At 39.6% G+C, this 22,681-nt stretch carries 22 protein-coding genes; 5 read left to right on the forward strand and 17 right to left on the reverse strand.

Going from position 1 to position 22,681, the window contains the following annotated elements; genetic code table 11:
- Positions 1–451: 451 nt before the first annotated feature.
- From Q8M41_RS00005 to Q8M41_RS00020, 4 genes are all read right to left on the reverse strand, one after another.
- Positions 452–1,219: a succinate dehydrogenase/fumarate reductase iron-sulfur subunit gene (locus tag Q8M41_RS00005; protein ID WP_305363175.1), complete on the reverse strand. Its 768-nt coding sequence runs from the start codon at positions 1,217–1,219 to the stop codon at positions 452–454.
- Positions 1,220–1,329: 110 nt separating this feature from the next.
- The gene (locus Q8M41_RS00010) at positions 1,330–3,264 is read right to left on the reverse strand and encodes a fumarate reductase/succinate dehydrogenase flavoprotein subunit (protein WP_305363176.1); all 1,935 of its coding nucleotides are present in this window, start codon (positions 3,262–3,264) and stop codon (positions 1,330–1,332) included.
- A gap of 45 nt (positions 3,265–3,309) precedes the next feature.
- A complete protein-coding gene (locus Q8M41_RS00015) occupies positions 3,310–4,092 on the reverse strand; it encodes a succinate dehydrogenase cytochrome b subunit (RefSeq protein ID WP_305363177.1) in 783 nt (260 codons plus the stop codon).
- A gap of 170 nt (positions 4,093–4,262) precedes the next feature.
- Positions 4,263–5,768 (reverse strand): Do family serine endopeptidase, encoded by a 1,506-nt coding sequence (locus tag Q8M41_RS00020; RefSeq protein WP_305363178.1) that lies wholly within the window; start codon positions 5,766–5,768, stop codon positions 4,263–4,265.
- 237 nt (positions 5,769–6,005) lie between these two features.
- On the opposite strand from Q8M41_RS00020, the gene dapF reads away from it, so the two are divergent.
- Together dapF and Q8M41_RS00030 are read left to right on the forward strand one after the other, a co-directional pair.
- Positions 6,006–6,794: a diaminopimelate epimerase gene (dapF, locus tag Q8M41_RS00025; RefSeq protein WP_305363179.1), complete on the forward strand. Its 789-nt coding sequence runs from the start codon at positions 6,006–6,008 to the stop codon at positions 6,792–6,794.
- Positions 6,795–7,032: 238 nt separating this feature from the next.
- Entirely contained in the window at positions 7,033–9,933 is a 2,901-nt protein-coding gene (locus tag Q8M41_RS00030) for a DEAD/DEAH box helicase (RefSeq protein WP_305363180.1), read from the forward strand.
- On the opposite strand, the gene Q8M41_RS00035 is transcribed toward Q8M41_RS00030, so the two are convergent.
- The 8 genes from Q8M41_RS00035 to Q8M41_RS00070 form a co-directional block, all read right to left on the reverse strand.
- Entirely contained in the window at positions 9,925–10,545 is a 621-nt protein-coding gene (locus tag Q8M41_RS00035) for a trimeric intracellular cation channel family protein (RefSeq protein ID WP_305363181.1), read from the reverse strand. The genes Q8M41_RS00030 and Q8M41_RS00035 overlap by 9 nt on opposite strands.
- 81 nt (positions 10,546–10,626) lie before the next feature.
- Positions 10,627–11,262, reverse strand: a complete 636-nt coding sequence (gene aat / locus Q8M41_RS00040) for a leucyl/phenylalanyl-tRNA--protein transferase (protein WP_305363182.1) — start codon at positions 11,260–11,262, stop codon at positions 10,627–10,629.
- 9 nt (positions 11,263–11,271) lie between these two features.
- Positions 11,272–11,595, reverse strand: a complete 324-nt coding sequence (locus Q8M41_RS00045) for a hypothetical protein (RefSeq protein ID WP_305363183.1) — start codon at positions 11,593–11,595, stop codon at positions 11,272–11,274.
- A gap of 9 nt (positions 11,596–11,604) precedes the next feature.
- Entirely contained in the window at positions 11,605–12,264 is a 660-nt protein-coding gene (locus tag Q8M41_RS00050; protein WP_305363184.1) for a TonB family protein, read from the reverse strand.
- A gap of 51 nt (positions 12,265–12,315) precedes the next feature.
- Positions 12,316–12,945 (reverse strand): hemolysin III family protein, encoded by a 630-nt coding sequence (locus Q8M41_RS00055; protein ID WP_305363185.1) that lies wholly within the window; start codon positions 12,943–12,945, stop codon positions 12,316–12,318.
- A gap of 5 nt (positions 12,946–12,950) precedes the next feature.
- The gene (gene rbfA / locus Q8M41_RS00060; protein ID WP_305363186.1) at positions 12,951–13,334 is read right to left on the reverse strand and encodes a 30S ribosome-binding factor RbfA; all 384 of its coding nucleotides are present in this window, start codon (positions 13,332–13,334) and stop codon (positions 12,951–12,953) included.
- A 94-nt stretch (positions 13,335–13,428) separates the two neighbouring features.
- A complete protein-coding gene (gene hflX / locus Q8M41_RS00065; protein ID WP_305363187.1) occupies positions 13,429–14,616 on the reverse strand; it encodes a GTPase HflX in 1,188 nt (395 codons plus the stop codon).
- A gap of 176 nt (positions 14,617–14,792) precedes the next feature.
- Positions 14,793–15,578 carry a Fic family protein gene (locus tag Q8M41_RS00070; RefSeq protein WP_305363188.1) on the reverse strand — a complete coding sequence of 262 codons (786 nt, stop codon included), beginning with the start codon at positions 15,576–15,578 and terminating at the stop codon, positions 14,793–14,795.
- Positions 15,579–16,201: 623 nt separating this feature from the next.
- On the opposite strand from Q8M41_RS00070, the gene Q8M41_RS00075 reads away from it, so the two are divergent.
- From Q8M41_RS00075 to Q8M41_RS00085, 3 genes are all read left to right on the forward strand, one after another.
- Positions 16,202–16,486 (forward strand): hypothetical protein, encoded by a 285-nt coding sequence (locus Q8M41_RS00075; protein WP_305363189.1) that lies wholly within the window; start codon positions 16,202–16,204, stop codon positions 16,484–16,486.
- Positions 16,487–16,735: 249 nt separating this feature from the next.
- A complete protein-coding gene (locus tag Q8M41_RS00080) occupies positions 16,736–17,038 on the forward strand; it encodes a nucleotidyltransferase family protein (protein ID WP_305363190.1) in 303 nt (100 codons plus the stop codon).
- Positions 17,028–17,363, forward strand: a complete 336-nt coding sequence (locus Q8M41_RS00085; RefSeq protein WP_305363191.1) for a DUF86 domain-containing protein — start codon at positions 17,028–17,030, stop codon at positions 17,361–17,363. Before Q8M41_RS00080 ends, Q8M41_RS00085 begins: the two co-directional genes overlap by 11 nt.
- Before the next feature lie 362 nt (positions 17,364–17,725).
- On the opposite strand, the gene trpC is transcribed toward Q8M41_RS00085, so the two are convergent.
- From trpC to Q8M41_RS00110, 5 genes are all read right to left on the reverse strand, one after another.
- Positions 17,726–18,556, reverse strand: coding sequence for an indole-3-glycerol phosphate synthase TrpC (trpC, locus tag Q8M41_RS00090; RefSeq protein ID WP_305363192.1), 831 nt, complete (start codon positions 18,554–18,556; stop codon positions 17,726–17,728).
- 18 nt (positions 18,557–18,574) lie between these two features.
- Positions 18,575–19,138, reverse strand: a complete 564-nt coding sequence (locus Q8M41_RS00095) for an aminodeoxychorismate/anthranilate synthase component II (RefSeq protein WP_305363193.1) — start codon at positions 19,136–19,138, stop codon at positions 18,575–18,577.
- Positions 19,139–19,282: 144 nt separating this feature from the next.
- Positions 19,283–20,692 carry an anthranilate synthase component I family protein gene (locus Q8M41_RS00100; protein ID WP_305363194.1) on the reverse strand — a complete coding sequence of 470 codons (1,410 nt, stop codon included), beginning with the start codon at positions 20,690–20,692 and terminating at the stop codon, positions 19,283–19,285.
- A 264-nt stretch (positions 20,693–20,956) separates the two neighbouring features.
- Entirely contained in the window at positions 20,957–21,394 is a 438-nt protein-coding gene (locus Q8M41_RS00105) for a cytochrome B (RefSeq protein ID WP_305363195.1), read from the reverse strand.
- A 62-nt stretch (positions 21,395–21,456) separates the two neighbouring features.
- Positions 21,457–22,473, reverse strand: a complete 1,017-nt coding sequence (locus Q8M41_RS00110) for a hypothetical protein (RefSeq protein WP_305363196.1) — start codon at positions 22,471–22,473, stop codon at positions 21,457–21,459.
- Positions 22,474–22,681: the final 208 nt, after the last annotated feature.

A 22,681-nucleotide genomic window follows, 5' to 3' on the forward strand; every position in this document is an offset into this window, starting at 1 on the left:
GCAAATGATTTGGTACTTAATAAGGATACTGCTGCAATTGCGAATGTTATAATTACTTTTTTCATCTGTTTGTTTATGTCTGTTTTAATTTGTTGATGTTGATAAGCTATAGACAAATTACAGACCAAGTGCCAAAGGGGCCAAAAAGAGGATTTTTTGACTAAAATGAGGAAATTATATGGGATAATTTTTCCCGATTGGGGAATGGGGTACTCAAAGGAGTAGTGAGTATTGAGTACAGAGTAGTGAGATTTGATACGTATTCGATTGGTATTTATTGGTAATGATGAAAATTTGAGTAAAGATTACTCCGGTGGTCAAAGCTGGCAACTGGTAACTGATAACATGGAACCGGGAATTCGTAATTCGTAATTGATAATCCGTAATTAATAAAGCAAAAGGCTCAAACACAGAATTGAGTTTGAGCCTTTTGCTTTATATCAGAATTACCTTAAGCTTCTTCCTGCTTAATTAATTTAGCAGTGAAATAATCGCGGTTCATTCTTGCGATATTGGTTATTGAAATTTCTTTCGGGCATTCAGCTTCACATGCGCCAGTATTGGTGCAACTTCCAAAACCTTCGGCATCCATTTGTGCAACCATGGCCTGAACCCTGTGATAACGCTCTGGTTGACCTTGTGGAAGCAAAGCTAACTGAGAAACTTTTGCAGAAACGAACAGCATTGCTGAAGCATTTTTACATGCTGCCACACAAGCTCCACATCCAATGCAAGTGGCAGAGTTAAATGCCTCATCAGCAATAACCTTCGGAATTGCGATCGCATTGGCATCAGGAACACCGCCCGTATTTACTGAAACGAACCCGCCTGCAGCCTGAATACGATCAAAAGCACCACGATCTACAGCCAGATCCCTGATTACAGGAAATGCTTCAGCTCGCCATGGCTCAATTACAACTGTATCATTATCATTGAAAGAACGCATATGTAACTGGCAGGTAGTAATACCATGCTTCGGGCCATGTGGTCTGCCGTTGATATGAAGTGAACAGGCTCCACAAATACCTTCACGACAATCATGGTCAAAATGAATCGGGTCATCGCCCTTCTTGGTCAGGTCTTCATTTACAACGTCAAGCATTTCCAGGAATGACATATCCGGAGATACATGGCCAGCCTGATAAGTAACGAATTTACCCTTAGTATCGGCGTTTTTCTGACGCCAAACCTTTAACGTCAAATTCATATTTTTACTCATTGTATTAAGTATTTAGTATGTAGTATTTAGTACTTAGACTCTGATCTCAATTAATTTTGACCGGTACATAATTTTAGAATTTCTAAATACTATGTACTAAGTACTTTGTACTATTTATAACTTCTCTGTGATAATTTAACATTCTCGAAAACCAGCTCTTCTTTATGTAAAACCTCATCCTGGTCATCTCCTTTATATTCCCATGCAGCAGCGTAGGCGTAATTTTCGTCATCGCGCAATGCCTCGCCTTCTTCTGTCTGACTTTCCAACCGGAAATGACCACCGCATGATTCCTTTCTGTCCAATGCGTCATCAATCATTAACTCTCCCAGTTCAAGGAAATCAGCTACCCGCCCGGCATTTTCAAGGCTCTGATTAAATTCATTATTTGAACCTGAAACCAGTGCATTTTTCCAGAAATCTTCGCGAAGCTCACGGATCATCCCTTTTGCCTTGGTCAAACCTGCTTCAGTACGGGCCATTCCGCAGTACTCCCACATGATATGACCCAATTCACGGTGATACTCGTTTACTGTTTTGGTTCCTTTTAACGATAATAACTGATTTACCCGATCGACAACGTTCTTTTTTGCCTCTTCAAACGAAGGATGTTTCACATCAACCGCTTTCGGGCCGATAGTAGCTAAATAATCACCCAAAGTATAAGGGATAACAAAATATCCATCAGCAAGTCCCTGCATGAGGGCAGATGCTCCCAAACGGTTCGCACCATGATCTGAGAAATTTGCTTCTCCCAAACAATAAAGTCCTTTTACAGTAGTCTGCAGGTTATAATCAACCCAAAGACCTCCCATAGTATAGTGTACCGCAGGATAGATCCGCATCGGCTGCTTATATGGATTCTCATCAGTGATCTGCTGGTACATATCAAAGAGGTTACCATATCTTGCACGTACTGCATCCTCTCCCAAACGTCCGATTGCTTCTGCAAAATCAAGGTAAACTGCAATACCGGAAGCACCAACACCACGACCTTCATCTACCATCTCTTTGGCATTACGGGATGCCACATCACGTGGAACAAGATTACCAAAAGCAGGATATTTCCGCTCCAGGAAGTAATCGCGGTCTTCTTCTTTCAAATCGGTCACTTTTATTTCACCACTCCTTAGCTTTTGTGCTAATTCAACAGTCTTTGGCGCCCAAACCCGTCCATCATTTCGCAATGACTCAGACATCAGGGTCAGTTTCGATTGATGATCTCCACTTACCGGAATACAGGTTGGATGAATTTGAGTAAAACAAGGGTTTGCAAAAAATGCACCACGCTTATGTGCTTTCCAGGCAGCTGTTACGTTACAGCCCATTGCATTGGTCGAAAGGTAAAATACGTTACCATAACCACCTGTGCATAAAAGTACAGCATGAGCAGCATGAGTTTCAATTTCTCCAGTGATCAGATCGCGGGTCACAATACCTTTTGCTTCGCCTTCAATCTTTACCACATCCATCATTTCGTGACGGGTGAACATTTGTACTTTACCCAGATTGATCTGACGATTCAACGCAGAGTAAGCACCCAGTAATAATTGTTGCCCGGTTTGACCTCTGGCATAGAATGTACGCGACACCTGAGAACCACCAAATGAGCGGTTATCCAGCAAACCACCGTATTCTCTTGCAAATGGAACCCCCTGTGCCACACACTGATCAATAATATTGACAGAAACCTCTGCCAGACGGTATACATTACCTTCTCGGGCACGATAATCACCTCCCTTAATTGTATCATAGAACAAACGATGCACACTGTCACCATCATTCTGATAATTCTTTGCAGCATTTATACCACCCTGAGCAGCAATCGAGTGCGCCCTGCGTGGACTATCCTGATAGCAGAAAGCCTTTACATTATAGCCAAGTGCAGCGAGAGATGCAGCTGCGGAAGCACCTGCTAAGCCCGTACCTACGACAATAACCGTATATTTCCTTTTATTTGCCGGATTAACCAGCTTCAGGTTGAATTTATGTTTAGACCATTTTTCGGCTAATGGGCCTTCTGGTATTTTAGCATCTAATTTCATCTCAGAAATTTATTTTAACCCCGATCTCCCGGGTATTGTGTAATCCTATTTAAAGAAAAAATATAATGGCATTGCAGCGAAGGCAAGCGGAACCAAAACCCCAAATACCCAGACACCTATAAAGCGAACAAGCGGCAAATACCTGCTGTTGTTCCATCCAATGGTTTGGAATGCACTTCTGAATCCATGAATCAGGTGGAATGACAATGCTGACATAGCAATTACATATAATAATACGTACCACCAGGTCTGAAATGCATTGTTTACAATCTTGTAGAGATCTTTAGAAACAACAATCCTTTTGCCGGCCTGCAAATCAGTTATCTCTGAATGCACGAGGCGGTTTGCATCATATGGTAATTCTGAAACTTGAATATCATTCGGGTTATCCAGACTAATCTCATATTTGGCATAAGGCAAGTCGGCGTTATGATATTTCCACCAGAAATCACCCATATGAACCACAATGAAAACCAGCAAAATGGTACCCAGAATACCCATATTGCGTGAGGTCCACGGACTATTTTGATTCCCTGCCTGTACTGCATACCCGATTGGGCGAGCCTTCTTATTTCCTAAGCTTATGATCAAAGCATAAATTGCATGGATAATAATAGAGGCATACAACAAATAAGAAACCACCTTAATTGGCGTAAAATGTGTCATGAAATAGGCATAGGCATTAAAAGCCTGACCTGCATCATCTTTAAACAACTGTAGGTTCCCAACTAAGTGCACAATCAGGAAAGTACACAGGAATAAGCCTGTTAAGGCCATCACCAGCTTTTTCCCCAATGAGGATGAGAACGTTTTTGCGAAATTGCTCATTACCTTGTTCTAATTATATTAATTATTCAGGAAGCAAATTTATCATTATATGCTAAAAGTCACGCAGATCCAAGTGAAGGAGGAAGTGATTTTATCTATTTAGAAACAATCTAAAAGCAAAAAAGCCTTTCCAATAAATTGAAAAGGCTTTCATTAAGTATCTATTTTGTTTATCTCACCTGAAACTGATACCTGATCTGCATTCCATCAGGACTTATTGCATTCACGGTTGCCATATTATTCCGGCCGGCTGTAATTGCACTTTCAATATCATCTGTTTTATTGATTGGGCGGCCATTAATTGAGATAATTATTGTGCCCTGAACAAGGTCAAGCTGATCAAAGAAACCACCAGATTTAACGCTTGTTACCAGCACCCCGGAACTGATCTTATATTTCTTTTTGACAGCTTCGGATACAGGAGCAAAGCTTGCCCCAAGATTTTTTGTGACCACGCTTGATGAATTATTTGCTGTTTTAACAGATTCTTCACCTTTCAGGGTCACATTTGAGGTTAAGGTCTTTCCACCTCTGAGGTAGGAAAGCTGAACCTTATCACCAGGGCCCAAACGACCAATACGTTCCTGAAGATCAGATGGGGATATGATCTGATTCCCGTCAACCTTGGTAATGATATCCCCTTCTTTCAGCCCTGCCTGTGCAGCACCACCGCCCGGCAAAACTTCATTCACATAAAGTCCGTTGATTTCATTAACTCCAAGACGTTTGGACTGCTCAGCATCAAGCCCGGTGAAATTGATACCTATATACCCTCTTCTCACTGAACCGAACTCTTTGAAATCATTGAGCACCTTTTTAGCAAGGTTAATCGGAATCGCAAAGCCATATCCTTCATAACTTCCGCTTTGTGAAGCTATAGCAGCATTCACACCGATTAACTCACCCTTAGTATTCACCAATGCTCCACCACTGTTACCGCGATTAATTGCAGCATCCGTTTGAATAAATGATTCGATTGCTGTCCGAGCCTGAGGCCTGCCATCTTCATCGGGCTCAATACCCTGATCCAGAATTCCAATCTGTCTTCCTTTTGCGCTAACAATACCTGCAGTAACCGTAGTATTCAGAGCAAATGGATAACCAACTGCCAATACCCACTCTCCAACACGTACATCATCAGAATTTCCAAGTTTAACAATTGGGAAACCAGATCCTTCAATTTTAAGCAAGGCAAGGTCAGTATTCGCATCCTTTCCAATCACTTTTGCAACCAGTGAACGTTTATCCGGAAGGATCACATCAATTTTATCGGCATTGTCTACCACGTGATTATTTGTCACAATATAACCGTCATCCGAAATAATTACTCCGGAACCTGAACCCTGAGCAGGACCCTGCTGACGACGGCGACCACCAAAGAAATCTTCAAACATATCCTGCATCTGATCACGGCCTGCATTCCCGCCACCTGCATTAACGTTATAGGTGGTTTTGATATGCACAACTGCCGGAGTAACTGTTGCAGCAGCTTGTGTAAAATCCAAAGCACCGGTGGATGAATTAATGGTAGCACCGGGATTGTTCGTGAAATATACTTTCTGCTTGTCTTCAAAAGACATTCCATCCCCATATCTGCTCTCAATAAACTTATAAGATCCGATAGCAACAGCCCCACCCAGACATGCCGCTAAAAAAGTTACACCTATCTTTTTCATATGTTAATTATACTATTTTCCTTTAATATTAAATTATACTCAAAATTAATACCACTTAAACGTAAATCATGAATGGAGGGTATCCATTTTATGTTAAAAAATGTTAAAGATTTAGTCCCCGATTTTAATTCTGCACCTCAACACAATGCATTTTCAATTTAAATACCGAAATTTATAAAATGTTTAATTAATAAGATTGAACAACTCAGCCCATAGGGCTTTTATGACATTATTTATATGCATCTCAACTTTTTTAAATATCAGGGCGCCGGGAATGATTTTATCCTCATAGATAACAGAAATCAAACATTTCCTTTAATTAATCAACCTGAGGCAATAAAAAAACTTTGTGATCGCCATTTTGGAATTGGTGCAGACGGACTAATGGTTCTTCAACTTAAAGAGGGTTATGACTTTGAGATGCTTTACTTTAATGCCGATGGCCGTGAAGGGAGCATGTGTGGTAATGGAGGAAGATGTATCGTAGCTTTTGCAAAACACCTGGATATCATTGATGATGAAACTAACTTTTTGGCAGTTGATGGCTCGCATTATGCCAAAATTTCAGAGAAAGGAACCTGGGTCAGTTTACAAATGATTGATGTTCAATCTATCCGGTCTGATGGTGAAGCCTATATCCTCAATACCGGTTCACCTCATTATGTTCTTCCCGTAATGGATCTTGATAAAAAGAATGTATATCTTGATGGCAAAAATATACGCTATAACGAAACCTATAAAGCTCAGGGAATCAATGTCAACTTTGTGGAGGATCTTGGTGATTCCTATTTCGTTAGAACTTATGAAAGAGGTGTTGAAGATGAAACATACGCCTGTGGAACAGGGGTAACAGCTGTTGCAATGAGCATGGCAAAGAAAAAAGGACTGAGTGGGAAAATACATTCAGCGATCAAAGTAAGGGGTGGGGATTTGAGTGTAGATTTTAATTATGATGGCAACTCATTTAGCGAAGTATTTTTAGAGGGGCCAGCTACCTTTGTTTTTCTGGGCGCAATTAATATCTGATCCCACATCCTTCTGTTCCATCTGGTTCGGAGAATTGAAACCTTAGTATTTCTTTATCGTACAATTTCAATATTGGCAATAAAAACAATCTGTCAGGCCATTTATTTATGAAATTTTCGAAATAATCACCTCCATATTAAAATTTCATATTTGTTGAGGTATTTAAGGTAAAAAAGAAAATTCTATCTAGATTTAGAATTTTTTAATAGTCAGCTTTCTTATATTTTTCAAACAAGCTATGTTGAGAGTTGACAGTGATAAACCATGCAAAATTGTATATTCTATATGCAAGCATGACTTTCTTGGCTACCTCATCGAACCACATGTTGTACAACTAAACTCCGATGAGGGATTCTCCCTAACCTATCAGCGCTTATTCAGCACTACAGCAGAAGAGTTTTCGTCTATTTTAGATGAAACTGATCTCAAACTAATCAAACTGCTTGAAGAAATAGAGCAGAGTCATATCATTAAGCGTTTTCATAAAAAAGCCATTCGGCCAGTTGAGTATTTCAGAACAATCTTTGACGAAAAAATCTACGAAGTCATCAGGCCAAAAATTGAAAAAAAACTTGTTGAAGCATTAAGGCTGATTGGTGACAAGGGTCTGTTTCAGATGAGTAAAGAAGGCTGGCCGGTTGAGCGTAAACTGATCATCGCATCAGAACCTGCCTCAGTTTTATTCCATTTCAGGCGCAGTGTTACTGAAACAAGATATTTTCCTACGATCAAATTTCAGGGGCAGCGCATTGAATTTATGTTTAAAGATGCGCAGATCATATGCAATCATCCTGCCTGGCTTCTGCTTGAAGATGTACTTTATTATTTCGAAGAGGATGTGGAAGGGAAAAAACTGCTTCCCTTTCTCAATAAACGCTATATCTCGATTCCAAAATCATCAGAAAAAACATATTTTGAGAAGTTTGTTGCCCCTTTGATTGAAAAACATGCTGTTTATGCAGAAGGTTTTGAGATCCGCACAGAGAAATTTGAAGCGGTTCCGATTTTGAAATTACTTCATTCCGGAACTGAAAGTCCGCTCCTTCAGCTTTACTTTAGATATGGCGATTATGTTTTCCCTGCAGGAAGTGACAGAAGGGTAACTGTCAGAATGGAGAAAAGGGAAAATGATTATATTTTTCACAGGATCAAACGCTCATTAAGCTGGGAAAAAAATAAAATTAATATCCTACAGGAGCTTGGATTAAGATCTTCTGGATCGTTATTTCAGAATGTTTTTAGTCCGGAAACTCCTTATCAGGATGCAGAAGCATCTTCATTCAGTGTGATGAACTGGCTAAATCAGCATCATGCTGAGTTGGGGGAAAGGGGCTTTTCATTTGAGCAAACTGAAGGTTCAAAACGGTATGTGATTGGCAGAAGTAAATTAGATCTTGAGATCCGTGAAAACAACGACTGGTTTGATATCCATGCCGTTGTACATTTCGGACCATACCAGATTCCGTTCATAGATCTCAAAAATCACATCCTGAACAAGATCAGGGAGTTTAAACTACCCTCAGGAGAAATTGCTGTAATTCCTGAAGAATGGTTTGCACAGTACAGTAATCTGCTTCAATTTACGGAAGGCGGTAAACAGCTAAGGCTTAAGAAATATCATATTGGCTTAGTTAATGATTTTAGTAATAGTGACCTGGCTACTGTTACAATGGATAGAAAGCTTCAAAAATTAGCTGATTTTGAAGAAATTGAAGAATTTGATGTTCCAAAAGCATTCAATGGCATTTTACGCCCATACCAAAAAGCCGGTTATAACTGGTTCCACTTTTTAAAAAAGTATAATTTCGGTGGCTGCCTTGCCGATGATATGGGTCTTGGAAAGACTGTACAGACCCTTGCTCTTATGCAAAAGATCAAGGAGGATAAGCAGGAAGAAGGGATTCATACTACTTCCCTTATCATAATGCCTACCTCATTGGTTTATAACTGGTTGAATGAAGCCAAAAAATTCGCCCCTAAACTCAAAATCCATGTGCATACCGGAAGTTTCCGAAACAAGGATGTAGAAAGGTTTACGGCCTATGATATCGTATTCACCACTTATGGAATATGCAGGGTCGATATCGAATCGCTAAAAACCTTTTATTTCAATTACATCATTCTGGATGAAAGTCAGAATATAAAAAATCCGTCTTCAAAATCATTCAAAGCGGTTAAAGCCCTGAAATCAAAACATAAATTAATATTGAGTGGCACTCCTGTAGAAAATACAGTGAATGATCTGTGGACCCAGATGTCGTTCATCAATTCTGGCTTATTGGGAAGCCAGAGTTTGTTCTATTCAGAGTTTGTGGTACCAATTGAAAAGAAGAAGGATGAAGAGAAGGCAGCCAGACTGCAGGCCCTAATCAAACCATTTGTATTACGACGCACCAAATCTCAGGTAGCTACAGAATTGCCTCCAAAAACCGAAAATCTGTTTTATTGCCAGATGAGCGAGGAGCAGAAAGAGTATTACGAAAAGATCAAATCAGAGTATCGTAATGTGCTCCTTCTGAATCTGGAGGATGGCTCATTTAAGAAATCCCAAATACAGGTATTGCAGGGGCTCACCAAACTAAGGCAGATTGCCAATCACCCGCAAATGATCGATGATGGATATGAAGGTGATTCTGGAAAATTCGAAAATGTAATCCATACGCTCGAAAATGTACTTTCCAGAGGCCATAAAGTACTTGTGTTCTCGCAGTTTGTCAAGCATCTCGATATCTATCGGCGATATTTTAATTCGACCAATATTCCGTACTCCTATCTTGATGGGGCTACATCCAAACGCGGAGAGGTAGTGAAGAAGTTTCAATCCGATAAAGATATCAAGCTTTTTCTGATCTCAATAAAGGCAGGTGGTGTCGGACTTAACCTGACAGAGGCTGATTATGTATTTATTCTGGATCCCTGGTGGAACCCCGCTGTTGAACAGCAGGCAATTGACCGGACGCATCGTATCGGACAGAATAAAAATGTATTTATCTACAAGTTTATCACTAAAGATACGGTGGAAGAAAAGATTCTTGCCTTACAAAACCGGAAACGCAAGGTGGCTGAATCCCTGATTACTACAGAAGAAAGTTTTGTTAAATCGCTGACTGCAAAAGATATCGAAGAAATTTTAAGCTGACTTTTTTGAGCCGACTTTTGGAAGGGTAAGCTGATATTTAACTGAAATTGTCCGTATCAGAATGATTACCCCAACACTGATAAATGAGTTCATATTATCATCAACATTAAGCAGTTTTAATAATACAAAGACAGCCGCCCCTGATAAACAGGCAGTAGCATAGATCTCCTTTTTGAAAATAAGGGGCACTTCATTGATCAGTGTATCCCGGATAACACCACCCATAACCGCAGAAAACATACCCATAATGATGGCCGCAAGAGGTGCAACATCGTAAAACAAAGCTTTCTGAACCCCTACTACTGTATAGAGCGCAATACCCAAAGTATCAAAGAGGAAAAAAGTACGGCGGTATTTAAGGATATAGTATTTAAAAGAAATAGCAATGATTACACCCAGAGTTATCGCAATCAGGTAATTCCCATCCACTACCCAGGTTGGGCGAACACCCAAAATCATGTCTCTGAGGGTACCCCCACCCACAGCGGTAACAAAACCTGTGAACGTTACACCAAAAATGTCACGGTACATGTTTTTATCTGAAGCCGCCAATGCACCTGATACTGCGAATACCAGCGTTCCGATAAGGTCGATATAATAAGGCAATTGCATCCTGATTTCTAAAATAGAAAATAATGAATCAATTTATGAATAAAGGTTAAGAATGAATGGATTTTACAAAACAAGCCGATTTCAGATATCATTGAGAAAAACAAGATATTCCTCTAAGCTGATAAAATCAGCACCCATACTTTTCAGGTGACTGGTGTAAACCTGGCAATCAATCAGCTTAAAAGTTTTGTGTTGGCATAAAGAAATCAAGGCTGCTTTTGATGCATTACTGACATTTGAGAACATGCTTTCCCCGCAAAAAACATGATTGATCTGAACACCGTACAAACCTCCAACCAAAAGGTCATTCTCCCACACTTCAACAGAATGAGCATAACCAAGATTGTATAAATGAATATAAGCCGACTTCATTGTGTCAGTGATCCAGGTTCCCTCCTGATCTTTCCTACCGGAATTTGCACAAGCATTTATCACCCCGGTAAAAGCCTGATCGTAAGTGATTCTGAAACTACCTGATCGTAAAATCTTATGCATGGAAGAAGATACCTTCAATTTTTCAGGAAACAATACGAATCGCTCATTCGGGGCATACCATAATATTGGATCACCCTCAGAGAACCATGGGAAAATCCCATTCCGATAAGCCAAAAGCAGTCTTTTAGCAGATAGATCACCCCCAATTGCCAACAAACCATCCTCATCAGCGAGTTCAGGGGCGGGGAACCAGATCTTATCTTTCGATAATTGAATGATCATTCTTTACAGCTATTCGCCATTAATTGCTTCTAAAGAAAATGAGAATATACAGTGCAAAATTTGTAATACAGTCGCATACAATGCTAACGATCCCGGGTTGTACTTATCCTTTACAAATAATATAATTGAAAATACCGGCCCGATAAAAACAGAGACTATCATCGGAAGCCATAACAGCTCGGAAAATGCCCCAATAAAGGCATAATTATAAACATCTAAAGATTTTGCCGTCAACCAGAACAGGATTGTAATGATACTCAGGATAAACAATACCTGATTAATCCTTGAATTTTTAAATGAAGCCAATCTGTCAGGCATATCTTTATTTTTCACATTGCGTGATTATTTACAACTCTGCTCAATAAAGGGTGCTGATTTATCGCTGCCAAGCCTTCTGATAATGTGAAAGTCTTCACATGCACCTTCAAAATCTTCCTGTTTTAACTTACGCTGTGCCTGCTTTAACAAGCGGTCTATGAATTTTTCATCATATCCTAACTGGTATTTAAGCGCCTCCATCCGAATTTCACCGGCTTCATCAGTGACTCCGGCAACTTTCTTATCATAATAATTAAAGATTACTTCGCTCATTCCCCTTCTTGCCTGATAAGCATTTATTGCTGCACTAATTTCATCATTTGAACGCTGCTCACATTTAAAATCACGAAGCGTAAAATTTACCGGCAAAACCATAGAAACCAGGGTATCGTGATCTGCAGGCATAATCCACTTGCCGGAGGTGAGGCGAACGACACGCAATGCCTCAAGGTCGAGATCTGTACCGAAGCCTTTCTGTACTTCTGATTGGTAAATACGCCCCTGCTTATTCAGCTTAAAACTTACGTTAACCGTACCCTGAAGACAATTGTCGCGTGAGTATTCCGGATAGATCATAACATTGTAAATAAAGGTGCTTAGATTTTTTCCCTTAAATACCGGTTGATCATCAGCAATGATTGCTGTAAGATGCAGGAATAAACTAAAAATGAAGTTAAGAGCCATATTCTAATTTAACGAAAAAATAGGGATATGATTATTATAAGGTCAATTTACTCAGGCAAACAGAAAGCGATAATTATAAACGTAATGAGAAAGTGCTCCGGCAACCACAAAAAGATGCCAGATTTCATGGCTATGAATGTTCTTTCCAATTGGCTTATCTTTATAATAGAAAACGGTACCCCCAATATAGAAAGCCCCTCCAAGCAGCATCCAGGCTATAGCTGATAAGGATAGTTTTTCTGCCATTTCATTCATTAAAGGTACAATTAATGCACCCATTGCGATATAAATCCCAAGGGAAAGTCCTTTATGCTGAAGACGGTTAAAAATTTTTAGTGTACATCCTGCCAATGCAATGATCCAGATCATTCCAAAGAGGGTCCATCGGGTATAGCCATCAAATACCAGCAAAGCCGTTGGTGTATAGGAGCCGGCTATCATAAGGTAAATGCAGCAATGATCGATCTTTTGCCAGAATCTAACCTCAGCCTCTGTATTGGGATAACTATGATAAATTGAACTTATTCCAAACAGAACGACAGTACAGATACCATAAACCCAGGCAGCGGTATGTTCAATTGGCAAATCAGACCGGTTCAGCAGTAGAAAAGTTCCGGGTATAGCCAGGATGGCCGGAATAACATGGGTATAAAAATTTACTGGCTCACGAATCGTTCTCATTTTAATCAATCATCCTGGCCTGGTTCTTCTGCCTGACGAGGCTCTTTACTGATCTTTTCAAAGAGTTTATCCATTTTTTCAACATACTCACTGGTATCGTCCAGAAAAAATTCAAGATGCGGAACTATACGAACCTGATCCTTGATACGATTACCCAGTTTATAACGGATCTCATTAGAATGAGATTTAATGGTATTTAATGCCAATGAATTATTCTTACTGTTAAAAAAGCTCAAATAAACCCTGGCGATTGCCAGATCTGGTGAAACCCTCACTTTGGTTATTGTTACCATGATATTGGGTAAAAAATTCAATCCCTCCCGCTGGAATATCTCAGCCAGATCCTTCTGAATAACTCCTGCAAACTTCTGTTGACGTTTAGATTCCATAAAATTGGGGATTAAGATAATTTACAAATTAAAAAAAATCAATCTGAATGTTTCGGCTTTAATAAATACAGATTCATTCAATTGCTTATGCTGTTCAATAAAGCAATTTATCGTAAGGGTAACGTTTCGTATGAATCGCTTTTACCTTTTCATATAACAATACCCTGAATTCTTCAATATTTTCTTTATTCAATGCCGAAATAAAAATTGCAGGATTTCTGTCCTTATTCATCCAGCTGTTTTTAAAGTCGGCAAGAGTGAGTGGTGGGTGGTCGTCTTGCGGGTCGAAATCAGCAGGTTTATAGGCATCAATCTTATTAAATACGGTAATTATCTCTTTATCGATTGCCCCCATATCCTTCAGGGTTTCATTGACAGTATTGATCTGATCTTCAAAATTGGGATGTGAAATGTCAACCACATGTATTAAAATGTCAGCTTCCCGAACCTCATCAAGGGTTGATTTGAAACATTCGATCAGATGATGCGGCAATTTTCGAATGAATCCTACGGTATCTGAGAGCAAAAAGGGCAGATTCTCAATCACCACTTTCCTAACTGTGGTGTCTAGTGTAGCAAATAGTTTATTCTCTGCAAATACTTCCGATTTGGAGATCATATTCATGATCGTTGATTTTCCAACGTTTGTATATCCAACAAGTGAAACCCTAACCAACTGCGCCCGGTTCTTTCGTTGAGTTAGATTTTGCTTATCAATTTCTTTTAAGCGCTCTTTTAATAAGGATATTTTATTCAGAATTAAACGACGGTCAGTTTCGATCTGGCTTTCACCCGGACCACGCATTCCGATACCACCCTTCTGCCGCTCAAGGTGGGTCCATAAGCGCGTTAAGCGTGGAAGTAAATATTGAAGTTGTGCGAGCTCAACCTGAGTTTTTGCCTGAGAGGTTTGCGCTCTTTTTGCGAAAATATCAAGAATCAGGTTGCTGCGATCAAGTATTTTTACCTGCAGTTCATTTTCGATATTCCGGAGTTGGGAAGGCGATAGTTCATCATCAAAAATGACCATGTCAATCTCTTCCGACTTAACATAGGCATTGATTTCTTCGAGTTTTCCGGTTCCAACAAATGTAGCTCTGTCAGGTCGCTGCATCCGTTGTGTAAATGCCTTTTGTGTTTCGCCGCCAGCAGTTTCAACTAAAAATTTAAGCTCATCCAGATATTCGTGGGTTTGCTCTTCTGTCTCACCTGGCGTAATTATACCAACAAGAACCGCTCTTTCAGGTTTAGTTTCAGTATCGAAAAATTTTTGTCTGGGCATTTATATGTATTAATAATTGCAAAAATAAGCATTTGAAGGATGTAATTTGATCGAAATCCAGACGAGGATTATAATTCAACGTAAAATTTGTCCATGGAGGGGTTGCAGTTCTTGTATAACGTGGGGTTTGCAGTTGTCTATATATTTTCTCGTCGCTTGCTTGAGTGTCAGGTGTTTTAATTAATACTAAATGAGTTTGGAAGCATCAATAAAAACGGCAATGCATTTGAATAATCTAAGTCAGGATATTCCAGGCCTAACAATCGAATGTTCTTGTAATAGATTTGATGTTGCTGATAATAGTTTTTTTCGCTTTGCAAAAACCATGCTTTTTCACCCAATTTTTGAGCTAAGAACCATTTTTCAATTAAACGTGCACTTCTTCCATTGCCGTCATTCCAGGGATGAATTTTCACAAATACCAAATGAATCATTGCTGCAAAAAAGAAGACTTCTTTGGTTGTTAGTTCTTGTTGCAATAATATTTCGATATCGTTATAGAATTTTCCCATTTCGCCTTCCACTACAAAGGGCGTAGCTGCGACATATTCTATTTTCCCATCTGTCGTACTCACATACATATTCTGTGATCTTATTTTGCCTTGCAGATGCTTGGCTACAATATGTTTGCTTAATAATTTGTGGGTTCCTTCTATGTTTTTTTTATTTAACAAATTAGTTTTCGCAAATGTGTAAGCATTATACAAGTCGTCTATCTTTTTGGTGTAATCGGGCAAAAATTCAATGCCGAATTTTTTATGTTTGATATAGGAATCAAGTTCAATTTCTTCACCTTCAATTTTACTCGAAAAAACAGAGGATACCGAAGTGTAAAAACTAAAACTAACAGTAGATATTTCTGCATCCCGTAATTGATCAAAGGAGGTTTGCAAATCTTTATTTACTTGCAAGTGGTATTGCTCAAGCAAATCAATAGGTATAATTTTTAAATTTTCTTTCATTCTATTAACGGTTTGCAGCTACAAGAAGTTGGCGATTTCGGAGCACAAAACTGTCTGCCACCACTGAACTTGATGCGAAGCACAAAGCTTCAATTAACCACTGAACCGCCAAATTCTTGTAGGTGCTGTGTGTGCCTTGAATGGTAAATATAGTTCTTTTAGAAAAGAATTCCCAGAGGGTGCAAGTCCCTTATGCACTGGAGTAACGTCCGGAAGCATTAGCAAGTCGCAAGGTGGTTTGGGGTGACCCAAGCACTGAAGTAAGCGAGACTGCAAACGTCTGCACTGACGAACAGAAACTGGATAAGAGGCATACTTGAGCGGATGAGATGGCACACCATATCGAAGTCCAAAGACTACAAAAGCTCATTTATGTAGATTCAGCAGGAGTAGACCGAAGGGTATTTGCCTTACCGAGGGAGGTCTTGAAAGCTACGGGTTAGCTATATCAAGAAGTCAGCCGAGGTCATAGTAGTTACAAGTAACGAGCTGCAAATAGATACTGCAGAGGACTCACAAAAGTAATGAAGGACTGAACGTTAAGATGTTCCAAATGCCTTAAGGATTCGCCAATGGTGAAAGCCTTACGATAAGCGGAACAGAGAAAACAACTGTTAGAAAAGATGATTGAAAAGGTAGTAAACAGAAAGAACATGCTCAGGGCATATCAGCAAGTGATGTCGAACCAAGGTTCGGCAGGCATGGATGGTATGTCTGTAAAGGAACTGTCCGACCACCTGCATAAAAACAGGGATAAGATAGTTACCGATGTATGCAATGGAAAGTATCTGCCACAAACCATCTTAGGGGTAGCAATACCCAAGAGCAACGGGAAGATCCGCCTGTTAGGGATACGACTGGAAGAAACCCGAAAGGAAACGGAAAAATCTTATTCGATTGGGAGTTGACCAAGACCATGCCTATGCGTGGAGTAGAACCAGAAAGGGAGGCTGGGCGGTAGCTCAAAGTCCTATTTTAGGAACTACCATTACTTTGAAACGACTGGCTAAGAAAGGGTACGAATCTTTGCTCGAACACTACCAAAAAGTAGCTCCACATCTTAACGATTATCTACAGCCCTTCTATCAAATTGTTAAGCGATTAATAATAATACACTTAATCAGACTTGCTGAAAAAAAGCTAAATTTGCAATTGCTATGAACATACTATCAATCTATTTGAATGATGTTAAACAGCTTTGCGATTCCTACAAGGTAAGAAGTCTGTTTGCTTTTGGCTCGGTGACTACAGAACGGTTTAATGCAAATAGTGATATCGATTTTATCGTCGACATTGCAGATGATGATCCCCTTTCTTATTCCGACAAGTATTTCGATTTAAAGTCACGGCTTGAAGAGCTATTCAAGCGGAAGATCGATCTTCTGGAACATAAAACCATTATCAATCCATATTTGAAAGCCCGGATTGATCAGACCAAGGTGCTTGTCTATGGAAATTGAAGTTAAGACCTGGCTGAGCGACATACTTCAGGCTATCCATGAAATAAATCTCTTTCTGCCTGATAAGAAAGACTTTTTCAAGTTCAAAAAGGATCTGAAAACCAAAAGGGCAATCGAACGAAACATCGAAATCATAGGTGAGGCTATCGGCAGAATCCTAAAAGTCCAGCCAGATTTGCAAATCACAAACGCCAGAAAGATAGTCGATACACGAAACAGAATAAGTCACGGGTATGATAGTGTTTCTGATGATATTATTTGGGCTATTGTTGTCCGGGACCTATCAAAACTAGAAAAGGAAGTATCTCAGCTTCTAGCGGAATGAAATTGCTCCAGATCCCAGCTATCAATGTTAGTAGAATTTTCCGGGCTTGTAGATAACTAAAGGATTGAGGCATGTTCCAAGTTTATCTGTTTGTAAACGAATATACCCGTTTGCAATACGAAATCGAACAATTTTCATTCTGAAACGAGAAACAAAATTCTCATCTAAATCCCTAAATGACAAAATATCTTTAAAAGAATAATAGAACCCCTTGCAGGGTAAGCCTTCAAACAAAACATTTTCTCAGATCAGAAATGATGTTTTAGGTTTGTAAACTAGACAATCAACAAAGTACAGAATAGCAGGAGCAGTGCCAAACTTAAACCTGTGCCATGTGAAGATCTTTCGTTTCACTCTGGAGGTTATCCTAAATAAAGTTGTTTCACAAATTCTTTCATTGCACTACCCGGATTTTCCTTTTTCATAAAGTTTTCACCGATCAAAAAGCCATCAAATCCCGCGGCTCTCAATTCCTTTATTGTTTGCGGATCACTGATTCCACTTTCAGAAATTTTCAAAAACCGGGATGGAATATGCTCAACAAGGTCATAAGAATGCTGCACTGAAACTGAGAAATCGCCCAGGTTTCGATTATTTACACCGATTGCGTCCAAATCATCACAGATACTACGATCTAATTCTTCTCTGTTATGAACCTCGAGGAGGACATTGAGGCCTAAATCTTTGGCACATCTTGCAAGCTTTCGGACCTCTGCAGGAGTTAAAATAGCTGCTATTAATAAAATAATATCCGCACCCATTGCTTTGGCTTCAATGATTTGGTATTCATCAAGCATGAAGTCCTTCCTCAATAATGGCAACTTATTTACTTTTCTTGCTTCGAGCAAATCCTCATCTTTTCCACCAAAAAAGCTCCGGTCGGTCAGGACTGAAAGTGCAGAAGCCCCTGCAGCAGCATAACCCTTGGTAACCTCTTCAACAGACAGGCGGTCGTTTATTATTCCTTTGGATGGTGATTGACGTTTAAACTCAGCAATAATCCCTGTCCGCTCCGGATCTAAGATAAAATCACGCAGAACATAACACTCACGTGAAAATAAGTCGCTCTTCTTTAGCTGCTCCAACTTAGTTTTAAGCTTTGCTGCTTCAATTTCTTCTCTCTTCTTTAGAACGATCTTATCGAGAATATTCCCACCCGAAACGTTCTTAGAATTCGTATCACTTGTACTCATATCTTCAAAAATCTTAGCTCAACTCAGCCAGTTAGAGATCATCAGTTTCCCATGTTCGGTAAGCACAGATTCAGGATGAAACTGTACACCACGTACGTCGAGGGTACGGTGACTTAATGCCATGATCACTCCTTCAGGATCCGTGGCTGTTACATTGATCACATCAGGAACGAGGTCATTCCTGACTGCCCATGAATGATAACGCCCTACCTTAAACTGTTTTGGGCAGTCCTTAAATAATTTTTCATTTTCGTCGAGTACAGTAATCTCTGTGGCTCTTCCATGAACCGGACGGGAGAGATTGTATAATTCCCCTCCAAAAACCTCTGCGATTGCCTGTAAACCCAGACAAATGCCAAGAATACTCTTACTTGGCGAATAGGTTCGGATCACATCCAGCAAAAGGCCTGATTCTGATGGGATCCCCGGCCCTGGAGAAAGCAGGATTTTTTCAAAATCATTCACATCAGCCAGCTTGAATTTATCATTTCTCCATACCGTTGCCTCATGACCTGTTTCATGAAGCAGATGTACCAGATTGAAGGTAAATGAGTCGTAATTGTCTATAACGAGTATGTTCATCTATATTATTTCTATTAAAACTATCAATTTTATTGAGGTCGGAGGTCTGAGGTCTGAAGTCTGAAGTCTGAGGTCGGAGGTCGGAGGTCGGAAGTATGAAAACTACATCATACTTCCGACCTCAGACTTCAGACCTCATCCTTATTATATTTCCCCCGCCAACTCCAAGGCCTTCCTTAATGCCGCTATTTTATTATTCACCTCATTCAGCTCACTTTGCGGATCCGAATCTGCCACAATACCTGCGCCTGCCTGATAATGCAGCACATTATTCTGACTAAGGAATGAGCGGATCATGATTGCATGATTAAAGTCGCCATTGAAGCCCATGAATCCGATTGCTCCGCTATAAAACCCTCGCTTCTGCCCTTCAAAACGATCTATAAGCTGCATCGCCATATATTTCGGTGCCCCGCTGAGTGTTCCTGCGGGATAAGTATCCCCAACAACATCAAAAGGATCAACCGAACTCTGTAACTGACCAGTCACCTTAGAAACCATGTGTATCAGGTGTGAATAATATTGAATCTCCTTAAATGATTTCACTTCAACTTTATCGCAATGTCTGCTCAGATCATTTCTGGCCAGATCAACCAGCATCACGTGCTCGGCATTCTCTTTGGCATCATTTTTCAGATTTTCAGCGAGTTCGACATCCTGAAGGCTGTTTCCAGTCCTTTTAAAAGTACCGGCAATCGGGTAAATGGTTGCAACATTATTTTTAATCGTGAGCTGTGCTTCGGGTGAAGATCCGAATAATTTAAAATCGCCATAATCGAAATAAAACAGATAAGGCGAAGGATTTATCGACCGCAGGGCACGATATACATTAAATTCATCTCCTAAAAATGGTTTAGAGAAAGCTCTGGAAGGAACAATTTGAAACACATCCCCACGGTAAACATGCTTTTTTACATTTTCTACAAGGCTGATAAACTGCTCATCGGTAAAATTAGATTTTTCCTCTCCATTCAGATTGAATTTATATTCTGGAAAATTTTTATTCTGGATCAGATACTGAATCTTCTCCAGCCCGTCGGGTGCGTTTTTTTCTGTCCGGTGCTCCAGCAGGTACAATTCATTCTTAAAGTGGTCTATTACGATAATATACCGGTAAACATGATATTGCATTAATGGTATATCCCTTCCCTCTGCAGGTTTTGAGTGTAATTTGATATCCTCAAAATGCTCCACGCTCTCGTATGCAAAATAACCGAACAAGCCATTTGAAATAAACTTAAAATCATCAGTTGATGCCGATTCAAACTGCTTTCTGAAAGTTGAAACCTGATTCTTTAGTTCAAGATCTTTCAAAGGATATTGCTCCCTTTCACCATCCGGGAAATAGGCCTCCAGTTTATCAGCAGTTAAAATTATTCCGGCAATTGGATCGCAACAAACATAACTCAGACTGTTTTCTCTGCTATGATAGTCAGAACTTTCGAGCAAAATACTGTTTGGGAAAACATCGCGCAAACGCAAATAGATACTTACCGGCGTAGTGGTATCGGCAAGCAATTTCTTGTGGGAAGTGTATAATTTATATTTCTTCATATCATTTATGTTGTCTGGTCAGGATGTGTAATCACAGACCATAAAAAAACCCGACGTCTCAGGGCGTCGGGTTTTATATTTTTAAGGTTTTGCTTGATTAAAATTGATCAAAATACCTGTTCCCTGCGCCCTTTTCTAAAGTGCACCACCAATTCGCTGTATTTTGTTTGATGTTCATCGTTCACAAAAATATAAAGAAATTTGACAATGCAAATTTTTTCAATTTTATATATTGTTTTTTATGTCCCGCATTTGTAGGATTATTTATCCCAAAATCGGGCGACCACTTTGATAAATTGCCACCAAAATAACCAAAACCGCTAAACCGTAGTATAAAGCAATCGATCTGTGTTTATTAAAACCTTCTGCTGCTTTCTTTGAACGGGAATGACCTACGGTAATCAGAACAATTGCAAACAGCATCATAACTGAATGCTCAACAGTCCAGTAACGGGTCATTGCATCTTTCATTGCTTCGCCCATATTAGCATAATTTACTGCAGGACTGAAAAAATAAAGAATCAGGCCAACAAGAAACTGTGTATGAGTAAAGATCATCGCAAATAAATTCACTTTACGGTTAGTTTGTGTATATGGCTTCTTACCAAATAATCCAACTATGGCCAATAATAAAGCAATAGTTAATAATAAAAGAACTATATATCGAAGTCCGGAGTGTAAGCCTAATAAAGTAGAGTACATATCTTTCAAATTTATATCCAAAGTAAAGAAAAAACCGGCATTAATAACAATCCAAAATACACTTAACGGGCATCGAGGTAAATTGCTTCAGGACTGCTGGTAAGATTCACCATAACTAAAGGTGCAATATTCCCTGTTCCTGAGTAATTGAAGACTAGAATTTTACGTCTTGCCTTTTCAGCTATATAGATCAGATTTTTACCTTCCCGGTCGTCCCAGGCCACATCCACTGGATTTCCAAGTCCGGTAAGAGCCCCCTTTATGGTTTTTGAAGGAGCAATCGGGGGACCTGAGGCAGTAAATTTTGAACTAGCATCTGTAATGATATGAATAGAACCATCAGAATCAAAGCCGGCTGCACTTACTTCGGCTATATCAGTCAGGATCAGAACATCCCTCGAAGATGAATAGGTAATACCATGAAGCCTCGTAGCACCGCTCACTATAATTTTCTTTGTTGGAAGGATCGGCCCTACGGCTAGTGCTGAAGCATTTTCAAATAGCTGCACCTCTGCCCTGCTTTGATCAATCACCACAAAAAGCCGGTCATTATCGAGATGAATTCCCCAGGGCTGTCCATTAAGCTTTAGCTTCTTGTCAGCCAAAACAATATCCTTGAGTGTGCTTACATTATTGTATACGTAAATCGCACTATCGCTATTACTGGATATATATAACATGTCCCTGGATCGATCAAAAGCCATTTCACGAGCACTCAACAAACCTTCATGTACAAAAGAACTCTTATTCACCAGGCTTCCGTCAGTGTTTACCTTGAAAGTTTTGATATTTTTATTCAACCTGCTAACCTGATAAACAACACCTGAATAAGGATCAAACAGAATGCCGTTACCATCAGGTAATTGGGAATTGAATTTATAAGGTTCGGTAAATTTAGCCTGATCGGCAGGATCAAAGATCAAGGTATTGTTTACTGCCCCATCAGTATCGGCATTTGAAACATACAACCTTGATACTGTACTTTTTGGCATCGCCTCATTCTCATCTTTCACACAAGAAGAAAAGATGAGCGTTTGAAGAATACAGACGATTGTAAAAAACAGGATTCTTGATTTCATATTGCGTTCCAAAGTTAAGAGTTGAAACGAATATATACTCAAGCTATTTTGAGATGGTAAAATCTTTAAATAAAATAAGCTCCTGATGGGCAGGAGCTTATTTAAACTAACCAATTATAAACCTGTTGAATAAGGTTTGCTGTAAGGGAAGGAGTCGAACCTTCACGAAGCAGTTATTTCCCGGTTAAGGTATTTCCCAGATCTTCGC

Origin of the sequence: Daejeonella sp. (assembly GCF_030684675.1) — a bacterium.
Lineage (GTDB): Bacteria > Bacteroidota > Bacteroidia > Sphingobacteriales > Sphingobacteriaceae > Daejeonella.